Annotated in this window: 14 protein-coding genes; 5 read left to right on the plus strand and 9 right to left on the minus strand. The window is 44.7% G+C overall.

All coding sequences use genetic code 11. The features are described 5' to 3' along the window. Positions 1 to 83: 83 nt before the first annotated feature. From rppB to rppA, 4 genes are all read right to left on the minus strand, one after another. Positions 84 to 1,415 carry a two-component system sensor histidine kinase RppB gene (gene rppB, locus QUA13_RS00555; RefSeq protein ID WP_333195802.1) on the minus strand — a complete coding sequence of 444 codons (1,332 nt, stop codon included), beginning with the start codon at positions 1,413 to 1,415 and terminating at the stop codon, positions 84 to 86. Between the two features lie 20 nt (positions 1,416 to 1,435). Next, complete coding sequence (locus tag QUA13_RS00560; protein WP_333195804.1) at positions 1,436 to 1,783, minus strand: type II toxin-antitoxin system PemK/MazF family toxin; 348 nt, start codon at positions 1,781 to 1,783, stop codon at positions 1,436 to 1,438. Continuing rightward, entirely contained in the window at positions 1,780 to 2,010 is a 231-nt protein-coding gene (locus QUA13_RS00565; protein ID WP_333195806.1) for a hypothetical protein, read from the minus strand. The genes QUA13_RS00560 and QUA13_RS00565 overlap by 4 nt, the downstream gene beginning before the upstream one ends. An 87-nt stretch (positions 2,011 to 2,097) precedes the next feature. Beyond that, positions 2,098 to 2,787: a two-component system response regulator RppA gene (gene rppA, locus QUA13_RS00570; RefSeq protein ID WP_333195807.1), complete on the minus strand. Its 690-nt coding sequence runs from the start codon at positions 2,785 to 2,787 to the stop codon at positions 2,098 to 2,100. Between the two features lie 308 nt (positions 2,788 to 3,095). Between rppA and QUA13_RS00575 the strand changes: the two genes are divergently transcribed. From QUA13_RS00575 to QUA13_RS00590, 4 genes are all read left to right on the plus strand, one after another. Next, a complete protein-coding gene (locus tag QUA13_RS00575) occupies positions 3,096 to 4,100 on the plus strand; it encodes a multicopper oxidase domain-containing protein (protein WP_333195809.1) in 1,005 nt (334 codons plus the stop codon). A gap of 164 nt (positions 4,101 to 4,264) precedes the next feature. Further along, complete coding sequence (locus QUA13_RS00580) at positions 4,265 to 5,293, plus strand: helix-hairpin-helix domain-containing protein (RefSeq protein ID WP_333195811.1); 1,029 nt, start codon at positions 4,265 to 4,267, stop codon at positions 5,291 to 5,293. 87 nt (positions 5,294 to 5,380) lie between these two features. Next, positions 5,381 to 6,325: an FTR1 family protein gene (locus tag QUA13_RS00585; protein WP_333189552.1), complete on the plus strand. Its 945-nt coding sequence runs from the start codon at positions 5,381 to 5,383 to the stop codon at positions 6,323 to 6,325. Between the two features lie 88 nt (positions 6,326 to 6,413). Continuing rightward, positions 6,414 to 7,886 carry an ATP-binding protein gene (locus tag QUA13_RS00590; RefSeq protein ID WP_333195813.1) on the plus strand — a complete coding sequence of 491 codons (1,473 nt, stop codon included), beginning with the start codon at positions 6,414 to 6,416 and terminating at the stop codon, positions 7,884 to 7,886. A 91-nt stretch (positions 7,887 to 7,977) separates the two neighbouring features. Here QUA13_RS00590 and QUA13_RS00595 read toward each other — a convergent pair whose 3' ends face one another. The 5 genes from QUA13_RS00595 to QUA13_RS00615 form a co-directional block, all read right to left on the minus strand. Further along, a complete protein-coding gene (locus QUA13_RS00595; protein ID WP_333195815.1) occupies positions 7,978 to 8,457 on the minus strand; it encodes a hypothetical protein in 480 nt (159 codons plus the stop codon). Positions 8,458 to 8,496: 39 nt separating this feature from the next. Beyond that, positions 8,497 to 11,610, minus strand: coding sequence for an efflux RND transporter permease subunit (locus QUA13_RS00600; RefSeq protein WP_333195816.1), 3,114 nt, complete (start codon positions 11,608 to 11,610; stop codon positions 8,497 to 8,499). Positions 11,611 to 11,675: 65 nt separating this feature from the next. Continuing rightward, positions 11,676 to 13,622, minus strand: a complete 1,947-nt coding sequence (locus tag QUA13_RS00605; RefSeq protein ID WP_333195818.1) for an efflux RND transporter periplasmic adaptor subunit — start codon at positions 13,620 to 13,622, stop codon at positions 11,676 to 11,678. 202 nt (positions 13,623 to 13,824) lie between these two features. Then, positions 13,825 to 14,022, minus strand: coding sequence for a hypothetical protein (locus QUA13_RS00610; RefSeq protein ID WP_333195819.1), 198 nt, complete (start codon positions 14,020 to 14,022; stop codon positions 13,825 to 13,827). Positions 14,023 to 14,364: 342 nt separating this feature from the next. Beyond that, positions 14,365 to 15,084, minus strand: a complete 720-nt coding sequence (locus tag QUA13_RS00615) for a DUF305 domain-containing protein (protein WP_333195821.1) — start codon at positions 15,082 to 15,084, stop codon at positions 14,365 to 14,367. Positions 15,085 to 15,403: 319 nt separating this feature from the next. Here QUA13_RS00615 and QUA13_RS00620 point away from each other — a divergent pair, with 319 nt between their 5' ends. Next, complete coding sequence (locus QUA13_RS00620) at positions 15,404 to 15,598, plus strand: heavy-metal-associated domain-containing protein (protein WP_333195822.1); 195 nt, start codon at positions 15,404 to 15,406, stop codon at positions 15,596 to 15,598. The last annotated feature ends 9 nt before the right edge of the window (positions 15,599 to 15,607 follow it).

Consider the following 15,607-nt stretch of genomic DNA (forward strand, 5'->3'; position numbering starts at 1 on the left):
ATTTAATGATTTTGGGCGATCGCGCTACCTTTTGCAAAAGGGATTACCCCAAAAAGATGATTCGGTTTCCCTCACATAGTAGCTCACAAAGGCAACCGCAGCAGGAAAGTAGCGCCTTGCCCCAATTCGCTGCGGGCGCTGAGGCTGCCGCGGTGTGCTCGGGCTATGGTTTGGGCGATCGCCAATCCCAGTCCCGAACCGCCGGTATGGCGCGATCGATCGCTGTTGACTCGGTAGAATCGATCGAATATTCGCTCTAAATCTGCCGCCGCTATCCCAATACCGGTATCTTGAACCTGAACGATCGCCTCCTGGTGGCTGCAATCTAAAATAACTGTTACTTTTCCCCCAGCCGGAGTGTATTGAATGGCATTAACAATTAAATTAGCAACTAAGCGATAAAGTTGGTCGGAATTGCCGACAACATTTAATTGCTGCTGCACCCGCACTGAGGATGTTAGCGTTACCTTAGAAGCGATCGCCATTGCTGCCAATTCCTCGACTAAATCGCTAACCAGGTCATTCAAACAACACAATTGAGGGCGATCGCGTATCGCTTGATTATCCATGCGAGCCAGCAGCAGCAAATCAGCCACTAACTGAGTCAGCCGTCGGTTTTGGCGATCGATCGTCCGCAAAATTTCCCGCGCTTCTTTTTCATCCAATTGAGGCGTCAACAGCGCTGATTCTACTGTCGCCTGCGAAGCCGCTAAAGGCGTCCGCAATTCGTGAGCAGCATCCGCTGTAAACTGTTGGATTTGTCCGTATGAAGAATAAATCGGTTTCATCGCCAGTCCAGCCAATAACCAACTAGCAAAGCCTATCAAAATCAATGCTGTAGGCAATCCTAATTTCAAAACCAATTTCACTGTATTGAGATAATTATTGAAGTCTTGCAGGCTCCGGCCAACTTGAAAATATCCCCAATCTTGCTGTGTTTGGGTGTGTAGCGCTACAGAAATTTGGTGATAAACATTGCCTTTGGTGTCAGTTATTGTTTGCCAGTAATAAGAGTTAAATTCTGGTGGTAATTCTTCTGGATAAGCGCCTGCGGTCGCAATTAATTTACCCGAATAATCAAATAAACGGATATAATAATAGCTTTGGTTGATAGCGCTTAAAATATGGCGCTCTGGCAACTGTTCTTTAATGCCGTTAGCTCCAATTATGCGAAGGTTGGGCAAAAGTTCATTGACTATTGGTTCTAGGCGTCCTGGCTGCTGCAATTTGATTTCGAGGCTGTCGTGTAGCGTCCCCGCTACCGATTCTAATTCGCGGTCTATGGCGATCCAGTGAGCGTGGGCGATCGCCTTATATACGCCAAATCCCAGCAAGCTCAAAATCAAACCCATTACAGCCGCATAGGAAATGGCTAATTGCCAGCGAGTTCGGTTAAATAGTTTATTTTGATTCACATTGAGTTTAGCGCTCTTTTTTAAGGTAAATATCCCAAGGTAAATAATACATTATTTTCTAATTGTACCAAGATATCTGAATTAACTTCACCAATTTTATTTCGCAAGCGTGTTTTATCCAAAACTCGCATTTGATGGCACAATGCAACGGAATCTTGAGTCAATCCTCCCTCACCGTTGGGAATGAAAACACATGAAGGGAGAGAGGCACGGCGCAGATTAGTTGTTAAAGGAATACTGAGAATAGTAGTCGTGTATCTCGAAATAGTATCGTTCTGGAAAATAATTATGGGACGTACACCAGCCTGTTCGGAACCTTGTGTAGGATCGAGGTTTGCAATCCAGATTTCACCGCGTCTGGCTGTCATTGCAAATCCTCATGTTTTAGGAGTTCTGCATATTCGCTAATTCCGAGTTCCGCAAGTTGTCGGTCTTCTTCGGCAAATTCGCTGTAGAGTGTGGCTAAGTTACTTTCATCTACTGCTAGATTAGTAACTAATCTGGCACGAAATTTCAGGAAGGAAATAAATTCAAATACTTGTTTGAGTTGTTCTAGATCGAGCTTTTCTAACTCTTGTTGGATTAAATCTTTCATGGCAGTTATATTTCTGATGGAGTTTTCTATAATTATAGCCCGATACTGGAAACGAGGTATAATGGCCCCGCCGTTGCCCCTACAGCTTTAATTTCTCATGCGGTATCCGACGCCGTGAACGGTTTCAATTAAATTCGCGCCGCCCACCGACTCAAGTTTGCGCCGCAGCAAGCGCACTTGAGCTGCTACCACATTGCTAAAGGTATCTGCGCTCGCCTCCCATAGCTGATTCCGAATTTGGTCAGTGGTGATAATTTGGTTGGGATGTTTCATAAAGTATTCTAGCAGTTGAAACTCTTTGTTTGTTAGAGAAATTATCTGGCTGTTGCCACTTCGATCGAGATGGCGAACAGTTCGAGTTCCGCAGTCGAGAACGAGATTTCCTACCCGTAGCTGTTGGGGCTGAATTTGAGGCGATCGCCTTTGCAAAGCCCGCAATCTTGCTAACAGTTCCGCCATCCCAAACGGTTTAACTAAATAATCGTCAGCCCCAGCATCTAGTCCCGCAACTTTATCTTCCATTCGGTCTTTTGCTGTTAGCATCAAGACGGGCAGGACGCTATTTTTAGCACGCAATCTCTGCAGCAGTTCCAATCCTGACAATCCTGGTAGCAACCAGTCAAAAATAGCCAGGTTATATTGCGTCCAGTGACTGTCTAAATATTCCCAAGCTTCACTGCCATCCAAAGCCCAATCAACTATATATTTTTCCTGCTTTAAAGTGCGATCGATCGCTTTCCCTAAATCTGGCTCATCTTCAACTAGCAAAATTCTCATAACTCTAATTTATAGCGGTAAATCCTTATACATTGTTAGCGATCGGCAGCATCTACCCCAACATCTAAGCTCACATACTGAGATGAAATCAGCATGAAATTTTATGACGGAAACTAATTGGATCGCAAGCCCCCGGATTCATTCCGACGCGCAGGCTGACTGACGGGAATAAATCTCAAATCTAAAATCTAAAATCTAAAATCGATTGGGTTCGCAGAAAAAGATAACAGTTGACAATAATTGACAACAAGCTGGTAATGTCTTATAATCAACCACGAGCGAATTTTTGAGAAAAATTATCAATAAGTATGACAGATTTATCCGATCGTCCCGCCATTAAAAAGGCTGGGCGCTGGAGTCGCCGCCAACTGCTACAGCTAGGAATAGCTGGGGCTGGGGTAGCGGGGGGCGCGATCGCACTTCAAAACTTGACTCGCAAACCGACACCAGTCGCGAGAATACCGCCAATGCCCGCAGATGCAGTCGCAGTTAGCAATATCAACCCGATGCAAATTGCGCGGGATTTTGATTACGGCACCGTGACGCGCGAAAACGGGCGCACGGTTCGGGAATTTCGCTTGGAAGCTAATACTTCGATCGTCCAACTTAACAGCGCCGTCACCTTCAACACCTGGAACGTGAACAATCGCGTGCCGGGGCCGACATTGAGAGCCACAGAGGGCGATCGCATCCGCGTCATTTTTTATAACAAAGCCGGACATTCTCATTCGCTGCACTTTCACGGCGTTCATACCAGCGAAATGGATGGCGTTAAACCAGTGAAAAACGGTTCGGTATTTATTTATGAATTCGATGCCAATCCCTACGGAGTGCATCTATATCACTGCCATATTGCTCCTGTAACTCGCCATGTCGGTAAAGGACTTTATGGTATGTTCATCATCGATCCGCCAAAACCACGTCCTCCCGCAGATGAAATCATGTTAATCATGGGTGGATATGACGTAAACGATGACGAAAAGAACGAACTTTACGCTTTTAACGGGTTGCCAGATTATTACATGAACAACCCGATTCCTATTTACAAAAATCAGCTAGTTCGGCTTTACGTTCTGAACCTGATTGAGTACGAAGCAGCAGTAACCTTCCACTTGCACGCCAACTTTTTCGACGTATATCGCACGGGAATGACTTTAACTCCCAGTGAAAGAACTGATGTCATCACAATGGGAGTAGCTGAAAGACATATCTTAGAATTTACTTACGGCTACGCCGGAAAATATATGTTTCATCCCCATCAAGATGCGATCGCGGAAGCTGGCTGCATGGGTGTATTTGAAGTTATCACTTAAACAAAATCCTGTTACCAGGGTGCGCCGATTCAAATAAAGAAAGTATGAAATTATTTGACAAGATCGATCGCAAATAGGTAAAATGAATAGCTCGCAAATAATTGAGAATTTTTCTTAATAACTTGTGAACTCAAATGCACATAACGTAAAAATTAGCAACTGCCATGTTATCAACTTTTCGTTTATTACCTACAGTCACTGCTACAGCCATCCTCGTTGCTCTGGCTGGTTGCGTTTCCCCCACAGCCAGCAACACCGACAGCACACCCTCACCCGCTGCTACAGCCAGTCCCGCATCCACAAGCGGTCACAGCGGGAATCACGGAGGAAAGCCCGGTATTAACATCAATACTGCCATTCTTTCGGAGTTAGATAAACTCGAAGCCAAGTTAGGAATACCGGCACTTTCTAACAAAATTCAAGCCAGCCGCCCTTACGGAAAAGTCGAAGAATTGGTTTCAAAAAATGTCATTACTCAAGCCCAATTCGACCAAATCAAAGACTTGGTAACTATTGAGGATATCGTACTCAAAGGCGAAGCCAAAGATGTAGACTACATGACTAAACTCGGCTTGATGAAAGGGCATCTTTTCGTAGCCCAAGAACTCTTGGATCAAGGCAAACCCGACCAAGCAGAACCGCACATCGGGCATCCAGTCGAAGAAATTTATGCCGATGTGGAAGATCAGCTAAACGAGCGTAAAATTCCTGAATTTAAGGCTACTTTAATTAAATTGCAGGATTTAGTTAAAGCAGGTGCAAAAGATCCGGCTCAAGTGAATGCGGAATTTACCACATCGATGCAAGCTGTAGATGGAGCAATTGCCGCTCTTCCCGAAACGCAACGAAAAGATCCGAAATTCGTGCTGCAAGTGATTAACGGCTTGCTAGATACAGCTAATTCCGAATACGGAGCTGCAGTTGCTAACGGCAAAATTTCCGCAATTATTGAATACCAAGATTCGCGGGGTTTTGTCAGGTACGCGGAAATGCTGTACAAAGATATTGCGGATCAAGTGGCTAAAACTAGCCCGGAAACCGACAAAGCAATTGTTGCCAACATGACTGAGCTTAAGGAAAATTGGCCGACTGCGATCGCGCCCCCCGCCCCCGTAAAAACCACCGAACAAGTCAGCCAGCTAATTAAAACGATCGAGAACGACAGCCAAAAAGTTCTCAAACCAGCATCCTAAAGAATTAACTCTCATCAAGAGCGGTAATTGGTAAATAATCTGCCAATTACCTCCCTCATTAACCACTTCCATTCCCACCATAAAAAGATGAATTTTAGCGAAGCATTGCCTACATTTGTAATTACTCTCCGCGAAGGAGTTGAAGCGGCTTTAGTTGTCGGAATCGTTCTAGCTTGCCTCAAAAAATCAGGGCAAAGTTATTTAAATCCTTGGGTTTTCGGCGGTGTTGCTGTAGGACTTATCGCCAGTGCTTTGATAGGTGTACTGTTCGGCTGGACTATTCAAATTTTGTCCGCATCCAATCAGCCTTTTGCACCAATTATGGAGTCGCTGCTAGAGGCAACCTTTGGGGTTTTAGCAATCGCAATGCTGAGCTGGATGCTGATTTGGATGACCAAGCAAGCGCGATTTATGAAAGCCGAAGTCGAAGGCGCCGTAAGTGCTGCCTTAACGCAAAATTCTCATGCCGGCTGGGGCGTATTTAGTTTAGTTTTGATTGCCGTTTTACGCGAAGGATTTGAAACCGTTTTGTTTGTCGTTGCCAAGTTTCAGCAAGGGATTATGCCAGCGATTGGTGCTTTGGCGGGCATTCTCTCAGCCACCGGACTTGGTGTCCTGCTGTTTAAATGGGGAATAAAAATTAATATCCGCCTGTTTTTCAAATATATGGGCATTTTATTGCTCTTCATTGTAGCGGGTTTAGTGGTATCTACTTTGGGATTGTTTGACAGCGCGGTGAATATTTTATCGCAAGCAAATCGCGAGTCAGCCGCACTGTGTTTCTATTACGAAAGATTTGCCAAAGTGCACTCTTGCATTCTCGGGCCTATGGTGTGGAATACCTCGAAACTACTTCCCGAAGAAAAGTTTCCCGGTTTGTTGTTGAGTGCGTTGTTTGGCTACACGGATAAGCTCTATGTCGTGCAGGCGATCGCCTATTTAGTGTTTTTAGGTACTGTCGGTGGCATCTACTTCCAAAGTCTGGCAGGTAGAGTTTTCTTCCCATTCAAAAAAACACAGGCAACGAAATAGGAAATAAAGTGCGATCGCAATAAATGGTGCATTGATCTAATCGAGTATAATTTCGTAAAATTTGACCCGATTACCATCAAGGATTTTTATGATTGGCTTAGCAATTACTTCGGTTTTAGTCAACTCGGGAATGCCTAGTTGGAACTGGCTGCAAATTATCATCGTAGTTTCCTATTATGCAATTCCCACAATGCTAGTTTATGCCCTTTACAAAGGGCGAGATATCCCCTTTCAGTGGATGTTCCTGGTATTTGGAGCTTTCTTCGTCACCTGCGGCACAATCCACGTCATAGAAACATGGTATGTTTGGTTTCCTGAATCTTTAGTGTCACAGTTCATGAAAGCCATTACAGCTTTCGTAGCCGGAAGTTCAGTTTTGTTGCTATTAACATTGATGCCTTTTGCACTGGCACTTCCCAGTCCTGCAAAGCTAGAAGCCGCCAACTTAGCATTAGAAAATGAGATTGCAGAACGGCGTAAAGCGGAGGCAGCACTTGCTGAACTAGCAGAAGTATTAGAACAGCGAGTGAAAGCAAGAACAGCCAAACTTTCCAGAGCAAATGCTTCTTTAAGTAAAGAAATTTTAGAGCGAAAAGCAGCCAAAAAAGCGCTGCTACAATCTGAGTTTCAACTGAGAGAAAAAGCCCAAGAACTAGAACTAGCTTTGCAACAACTCCAGGAAACCCAAGCTCAATTAGTACATACCGAAAAGTTATCAGCTTTGGGAGAACTGACAGCAGGAATTGCCCACGAAATTAACAATCCCATCAACTTTATTGGTGCAAATATCGCCTACGCCCGCAATTATGTTGAAGATTTATTGCGGCTAGTCAATTTATATGACAAATATTATCCCAATCCAGTAGCAGAAATCCAAGAAGAAATTGAGAAAGTAGAGCTCAATTTTTTAAGGGAAGACTTGCCAAAACTCCTTTGTTCAATGAAGGTAGGAACTGACAGAATCTGCGTGATTGTTTCGTCGATGCGCAATTTTTCGCGTTTAGACACAGACGGTATGAGTTTTGCTTCCATTCACGAAGGAATAGACAGTACCCTGCTAATTCTCCAGCACCGACTGAAAGCAAATGGCAAAAGCCCAGATATTCAACTGATTAAAGAGTACGGCGATTTACCGCTGGTTGAATGTTATGCAGGGCAACTAAATCAGGTATTCATGAACATTATCAGTAATGCCATTGATGTTTTGCGAGACACTTCTAATTCGCCTGTTTTGAATAGCCAGAGAAGCATTCCTAGCATTCAGATTAGCACAGAAGTGGCGGAAGGCGATCGGGCAATCATCCGCATTTCCGACAACGGCCCTGGCATGACTGAAGAAGTCAAAGATAAGATATTTAATCACTTTTTTACCACAAAACCCGCCGGTAAAGGAACGGGTTTAGGGTTATCAATTAGCAGCCAAATTGTTCGAGAAAAGCACTGTGGCTGCTTGGAGTGCCTTTCGGGACTTGGAGAAGGTACGGAATTTGTAATTTCGCTGCCAATAACGCAGAAGCGCCTTGAAACTAGCAGATTAGTGGAAATGCCGGAGGCAGTTTGAATTCCCGGTAGATTTCAAATTGCAACTTGAACTAATTGAATCAAATTTTTGACAATTTAAATGATTAAGACTGCATTAATCAATCAGCTATCTATTGATTGAAGGTAAAACGACCGTCAACTTTTTCTCCGTTAATATCCGCAGTCACTTTCACGGGATAACTTCCTGCATCTTTGCCGGGAAACACCACAGCGTAATGTTTGCCCTCAGCATCGTATTTGAAAGCTAGGGTTTGCTGCTTTCCATTCGGCAACTGCACTTGAGCCGTCACTTTCGCATTAGGAACTGGTTCCTTTTTATCCCCTTTTTGCAAAAAAACATCTAAATGAGTTCCGGTAGCTTCTTTTTCAGGTACAAACTCTAAATGGTAAGCTCCAGATTCCACCACTTGCCCCCCTTGAGTTGCTGTTGCAGGAGCAGTGGCGGGAGTAGAAGACGCAGGTGGAGAGGCGACAGGAGGGGATGCTGGAGTGCTATTTGGATCGGTTGCTTGGTCGCCTTTACTGCAAGCTCCCAAAAACAGCAATCCGACACTACCTAGAACAATTAAATTTGACTTGAGCGATTTCATTGGTTTGACTCCTTGCTAACTGACAATAATTAGAAAATATCACACATTAACTACCTTCCCGTCTTCAACAACTGGCTGAGGTTGTTGAGGTCGTAAGAAATGGCCGAATTGAGCATACAAAGCTGGCAAAACTAACAGAGTTAAGGCTGTAGAAGTAAATAATCCTCCTAAAACTACTACTGACAGCGGTTGGAGGATTTCTTTGCCCGCCCCGCCTTCTAAGACTAAAGGTGCTAAACCCAAAGCTGAAGTTAAAGCAGTCATGAGGATGGCGTTGAGCCGTTCCATCGAGCCTTGAATAATTGCTTCCTTAAAAGGCAGTCCTTCGGCAAACTTAGAGTTGTAGTTGTCTACTAATAACAAGCCGTTGCGGGTAGCAACGCCGAATAATGTGACAAAGCCAACCAGGGAAGCTACGGAAATTATACCGCCCGTCAAAGCTACAGAAATTACTCCTCCCACTAATCCGATGGGCAAATTAATCATAATCATAGCAGTTGAAGGAATTGACTTGACGGACAAGTACATCAATACTGTAATTACCAAAAAGGCGATCGCGCTAAATATGATAATATTTTGCGAAGCTCTTTGCTCAGCTTCAAATTGACCGCCGTACTGGATAAAATAGCCAAAAGGCAACGGCACCTCTCGTTTTACTTTAGCTTGAATTTCATTCACAACCGATCGCAAATCCCTACCTTTAGCATTCGCCGCCGCCACAATCAAGCGAGAAACATTCTCGCGATTAATCGTATTTGGGCCCGTACCGTATTTGACAGTAGCAACTTGGGCCAGGGGAATTTTGTTGCCGCTGGGAGTATCAACCAACAAATTCTGAATAGTTTCTAAGTTATTTCGGGCTTCAGGCTGCAACCAAACAACTAAATCAAAAGTTTGCTGCACCTCCAAAACTTGAGAAACAACTTTGCCGTTCAAAGCTGTTTCAATTATTTCAGAAAGCTCTCCGATTTTCCAACCGTATCTACCCGCAGCTTGGCGGTTAAACTTAATTTGAATTTGTTGCACTGGCACCTGCGGTTCGAGTTGCAAATCCACAATTCCCTCAACTGTTTTCATTTGCTCTTCAACTTGGGCACCGATGCTGCGAAGTTGATCCAAATCAGAGCCAAAGATTTTAACAGCAATCTGACTTCTGACACCAGATAAAACCTCATCCATCCGGTGAGAAATAAAACCGCCGATATTTGGTGCAACTCCCGGCAATCTAGCAAATTCCTGCCGCAGCGACTCCAAAGTTTTCGGCCTGTTTTTCATCCCTTCCTCGCTCAAACCGATATCGATGTGAGCTAAATTGACTCCCGCAGCATCAGCATCTCCCGGAGCTCTGCCCGATCGCACTTGCACGTATTCAAACCTGCTATCATCCTTAAGTGCATCTTCAATAGCAAAAGCCGCGCTATCTGTTGTTTCCAAAGACACCCCCGGATAAAGCAGAATAGTATTCACCAAAGTTTGCTCCTGAAACTCCGGCAAAAACACCCGTCCAAAGGATGGCAAAATAATTAATGCCGCCACCATACTAGCAGCAGCAAAAGCTAAAATTATTCCCGAATAACGCATTGACAATTTTATCAAAGAATGATATATTTTTTTGCAAAATCTCGGCAGCCAAGGTTCTGCAGCACTCATACGTTTGTTAGGCAACAAGATAGCGCAAAGTGCCGGAGATATTAACAGCGATTCCAGACTAGAAATCACAACAACTACCAGATAAGTAATCCCCATTGGCGTAAAAATCCGACCTTCTACACCGGGCAAAGTAAAAATAGGAGAAAACACCACAATCCCAATAACAGTCGCTCCAATTAACGAATCGCGCACCTCCTGACTGCCGTCAAAAATCACATCCATCACCGGGCGCGGATGAAGAGAAGACGTATTTTCTCTCAAGTTGCGGTAGGTATTTTCCGCATAGACGATCGCATCGTCGATCGCAGTGCCGATCGCCACCGACAAACCCCCCAAAGTCATCGTATTCAGCCCCAGCCCCAGCCAATACATCGCCAGCAGCGCCAACAGCCAAGTCAGAAAGAAATCCAGCAAAACAACCGCCAGAGTGCGCCAATTCATCAAAAACGGGATGAGAATAAGGGTGACGATGATGCTGCCTTCAACTAAAGCCGATCGCACATTCTCCACCGAGGAATTAATATATTCTTCCTGTCGAAAAGTCACAGTAACTTTAATATCTTTTGGCAGAGCTTGCTGCACCTCAGCCATTGCTGCCTCAACCGCTTTAGTTACTGTCGGAGTATCAGCAACTGGCTGTCTGTTTACCATCACAATCACAGCTTTTTTGCCGTTAAAACTGCCATCGCCCCGCTTGATTGCAGCACCAATCTTGACATCAGCTACATCACCAATTCTGACCGGCGTTCCGTGGCCAGAGGTGATCGCAGATTGCTGCAAATCTTCCAGAGACTCAATCCGCCCCACCCCCCGGATTAAAGTTTCTCGATCCGGCGTAATTAAATACCCCCCCGGCGCGTTAACATTCGCAGCAGCAGCCGCTTCAGCAACTTGCTGCAACGACACATTAAAAGCTTTCAACTTGGCAGGTTTTACTAATACTTGATACTGCCTTTCTTCGCCGCCGTAAGCCACCACTTGAGCAACGCCAGTCACTGCCAAAAGCCGATTTGTGACTTGCCAATCAACCAGACGGCGCACTTCCATCAAAGGAGTAGTTTCTGATGTAAAAGCATAGGTGATAACAGTACCGACAGGAGAAGTTGTCGGAGAAATTTGCGGTGTTTCTACCCCAGCCGGGAGTTTGCTTTGAGCTTGCTGCAACCGTTCTGTTACCAACTGCCGCGCTTGATAAATTTCAGTTCCCCAATCAAAGATTACCTTAACCGCAGAAAGGCCCACAGCCGAAGACGATCGCACTGCTGTCACCCCAGGAGTTCCATTAATCGCACTTTCGATCGGCAGTGTTACCAAAGACTCAATTTCTTCCGGCGCGAGACCCGGTGCTTCCGTCTGAATTTCGACTTGCGGGGGTGCAAAAGGAGGGAAGACATCAAGGGACATTTGGGGGATGATATACAATGTCCAAAGACTAATAATAATGGTGGCGATAACAACTAGCCAGCGGCGGTTAATTACCCATCTAAGAATAGTGCTGAACATTTTATTAGCTTGGAGTTAATAGATACATACTTTGGCAAATTTAGTTGCTATATTCAAACAATTGTTTACTTCAAACTCTTGACTTCTGCCTCTTGAGTTTTAACGTGATGGTTGTCATTGTGTAACAGCAGTTCATTTTGCAACGTCGGTGCAGAGGCGGAAAAACTATTGTTGGCGGCATAGTTTCCAGAATCCGCTGCTATTGCTGGCAATTTGCGCCGATTTCCCCACAACACGCCGGCTGTGAAAGTCAGGGATGCGATCGCAACTCCTCCTCCTATCCCCGCCCACCATAAAGACACGGGTAAATTATTCAAATTAACCTCTGTTACCTTTGGAGATGCCTCTTTTTTTGCCTCGTCTTTTGAGGGCTTGCTGCCGCCCCGCAAAGATTGTGCGTAAAGTTGAGGTGCTCGCTGCGTTACTATCAAATCTCCCTCGAATAAACCCCTCTTCACTTCAACTAAATCTCCAGCAGTTTGACCGAGTTCAATTTCAACAGCTTGATAAGCATTGCCATTTTGGACGTAAACGGTTTTTTTACCGCTAACATCCACTACCGCCGCACTCGGAATTGCTAAAATATTTGTGGCAGTTTTGTCGGTTAAAATCTCCAACTCAGCAAACAGTCCGGGCTTTAATTCGCCGTTAATATTATCTAGTTCTGCTTTCACGGGCACAACCCGCGTTTCTCCTTCCACGGATGACCCAATTAAGGCAATTTTTCCATTGAAAGTGCGATCGGGTAAATTAGCGACTTTTACCCTGACTTCCTGACCCTGTTTTACTTGATTCAGGTCTTTTTCGTAAATGTTGGCTGTGGCAAAAACGCGACTGTCATTTAACAGACTCATCAACGGTTTTTCAGCGTTTACTGACTCTCCCGGGGTAATTTCGCGATCGGCTACCGTCCCGGAAATCGAAGCAACTACGGTAACGAGTCCTCGATCGTTGGCGACAGTTCCTAATTGTTGCAGCCGCGCTTGATAGGCTGCGTCAGCCAAGCGAATACGCGACTGAGCGACTTCGACGGCAGTTTTGCCGCGTTTGAGTTGGTTCTCAGCTTCTAGGACTTCCCGGCGGCTCTGAGCTCTGGTAAGTTGAGCTTTTGCTTCTGCTACTCTGCCTTGAGATTCGCGCAATTCCCGCATCGGCAGGTCTACTTCGGCTTGTTTAATTTCGGTTTGGGCTTTGATAACTTCAGGACGGCTTTTTGCCTTAGCAACAGTGGCTTTTGCTTCGGCGAAATGGGCTTGCGATTCCAGCATTGTGCGCCGTGCGATCGCCCCTGATGCCGCTAATTCTTTGTCGCGCTCGAACTGTTCTTTAGCCACAGTCAGTTCAGTTTCTGCCCGCGCTATTTCTGCTTGCGCTATTTCAACTTGACGCTGATAGTTTTCTTGAGCGGCTTGCACCACGGAACGCTTGTTTACTAATTCTTGTTCTTGCTGGTACTGCTTAGTTACCGCTGCCAATTGGGTTTGGGCTTGGGCGATTTCTGCTGCGGATATTTGAAGTTGGCGATCGTAATTTTCTCGTGCTAGTTTGAAATCTCCTTCCGCCTGCTGCAAATCTGCCTCAGCTTCGGCACGTTTCGAGAGAGATTCAACCCGCAACTGTCCTAATTCTGAACTCGATAAAACCGCAACTGGTTGACCTTTTGATACTTTGTCCCCAGGCTTCACCAGTAACTCTACTACTTTGCCAGCAACAGGAGCCGTCACTTCTACTTTTTGGTTCGGCAAAGTTTCAATTTGTCCTGTGGTTTTGATGCCGATATCTAGTCTCTGGCGGGTGGCAGGGGAGATTTTAATTCCTAACCGTTTTGCTGTTTCGGCATCCACAGAAATAGCAGCAGGAGTTTGAGGTGTTTCGCTGCTTTGGTGAAATTCATTTCCGTGGCCAGCGTGGGCAAAAACTGCGGCGGGAGAAGTTAGCAAAATTAGGCTGAACAAAATTCCAGAAAAGCTGCTAATAATTGCCGGAGACTGAGCATATTTGTGAAATATCATCGTTGGCCTTGTCCTTGAAATCAGGTTGAGTACCACAGGTTTAACGGTTGGTATTTTGCCAATGTAAGTAAGTGATAACACTTAAGTAAAGCTACTTATTAGCATTTTCCAAGAAGCGACCGCTAAGCAATGACCGAGAGCTAGAAATGCTCTACTCAACCTAGTATTTCACCGTCAAATGAAATTAGGATGAAATTTCGCATCAGCAGCCCAGATGCCCACCGGTTTCTAAAATACGAAGATAAGTTTCGCCTAATGACAAGCGATTTTCCTGTAGATTTTTTTCCGGTTTTTTTATCTCTGCTTGCGCTTCAATTTCGTTTGTTAATGCGCTCACTAGCTCCTCTACGGCTGCATTTGATTTATAAGTTGTGTTTAATTCCAAGCTGCTCAAGATCATGAACTACCCTCTCTATATAGCTTTTTGCTGATTGGTCTACTACTTTAGAGGTAGGGTCGAGCCGTTGTCTACAGTATTCTTACGTAACTTTCTACTACTTTAGAGGTAGGGTGGCTCAATTATCTACAGTATGTGTAGGTAATTTCGGACACTGAGATGGAGTCAGACAAATGCTGACAGCCACAGTCGAACTACATTACTTTGTCTACTAAGGTTGTCGCCACTTTTTCATTTGCTCAATTTCTTGCTTTTGTGAAGCAAGTATTTTCGGAACTCTTGAGCTACTGTGATTAATGTCACTCATTTTCGTGATTTGGTCACGTTTTGTTGAGGGGATCTAAATTACTGTTTGTACCAAGCTTGTCGCCACTGTTTCATTTGCTCAATTTCTTGCTTTTGCGAACTCAGAATTTCTTGAGACAATTGCTTCATTTCCGGCCGTTTTGATTTCTTCAAAGCATCTTCAGCCATCACTAAAGCTCCCTCGTGGTGAGGAATCATCGCATTGATAAACCGCAAATCAAACTGGTCGTCAGCAGCACCTAAATCCATGCTCATCATCATGCTTTGCATCTGTTCGGGAGTCATTGGCATCATGTGACCCATTTGAGCGTGATAAGCCATCGGCGTACTGCTGGCTTTGGGATACCAAGTTTTTCGCCACTCTTTCATTTGATTGATTTCGCGGTTCTGAGCAGCAATTATGTTATTTGCTAGTTTTTTCATTTCGGGGCGTTTTGATTTATTCAGCATCTCTTTTGCCATGTTTACAGCACCTTGATGGTGTGCTGTCATCCCATCAATAAATCGCAAATCGTAGTCGGCATCAGCAGGGCCTAAATCCATTGACATATTGTGATTCATGCCATGATTCATCCCACCCATGCCGCCGCCTTGTGCCGCGTCTTGCTTGTTGTTTGCTGCGGTTGCAGCCGTAACATTAGGGGCTTGAGTTTCGCTGGAAGGGGCTTTGGAACAAGCTGCAAGCACTCCACTGGTTAAAGCGGCTGTGGCGGTCAATATCAGCGCTGCAAAGCCTGTTTTTAATGAAATTTGTTTCATAGAGCTTATATCCTTAAAACGACCATTTATCTTCAGCTTTTCACATATAAATGAAATTAGGATGAAATTTTTTAATCTGACTTGTAAAGAATTATTACTATGCAGCCGATCGCACTCACATTTAAGATTTACAGGACTGACAACCGAATTATGTAGGGTGTACAGTGCGCGCCTTACCCCTATGGGTAGCGTGTCAAACCACTTTTTTCAGAATTTCTGATTTATTTCACAATTTCCCTTGACTCTCCAGTGTACAGGAGACTTTACAATGGAGTTAATTCATTTATTGAGCAGAGTAGTTTCTGCTGAGGTTCAAACTATGACTTTAAAGCTAAAAGTTCCTAAGATGGCTTGTTCTGCTTGTGCGAATACAATAACAAAAGCAGTCCAAGACATTGACTCAGCCTCCACGGTTGAGGCGGATCTCAAGACAAAATTGGTCACAATTAAAACCGCAAAGCCGGAAAGTGAAGTTAGGAAAGCGATCGCATCTGCTGGCTATCCAGCTATTTAAAGACAGAAG

This window comes from Microcoleus sp. S28C3 (assembly GCF_036700785.1).
GTDB lineage: Bacteria > Cyanobacteriota > Cyanobacteriia > Cyanobacteriales > Microcoleaceae > Microcoleus > Microcoleus asticus.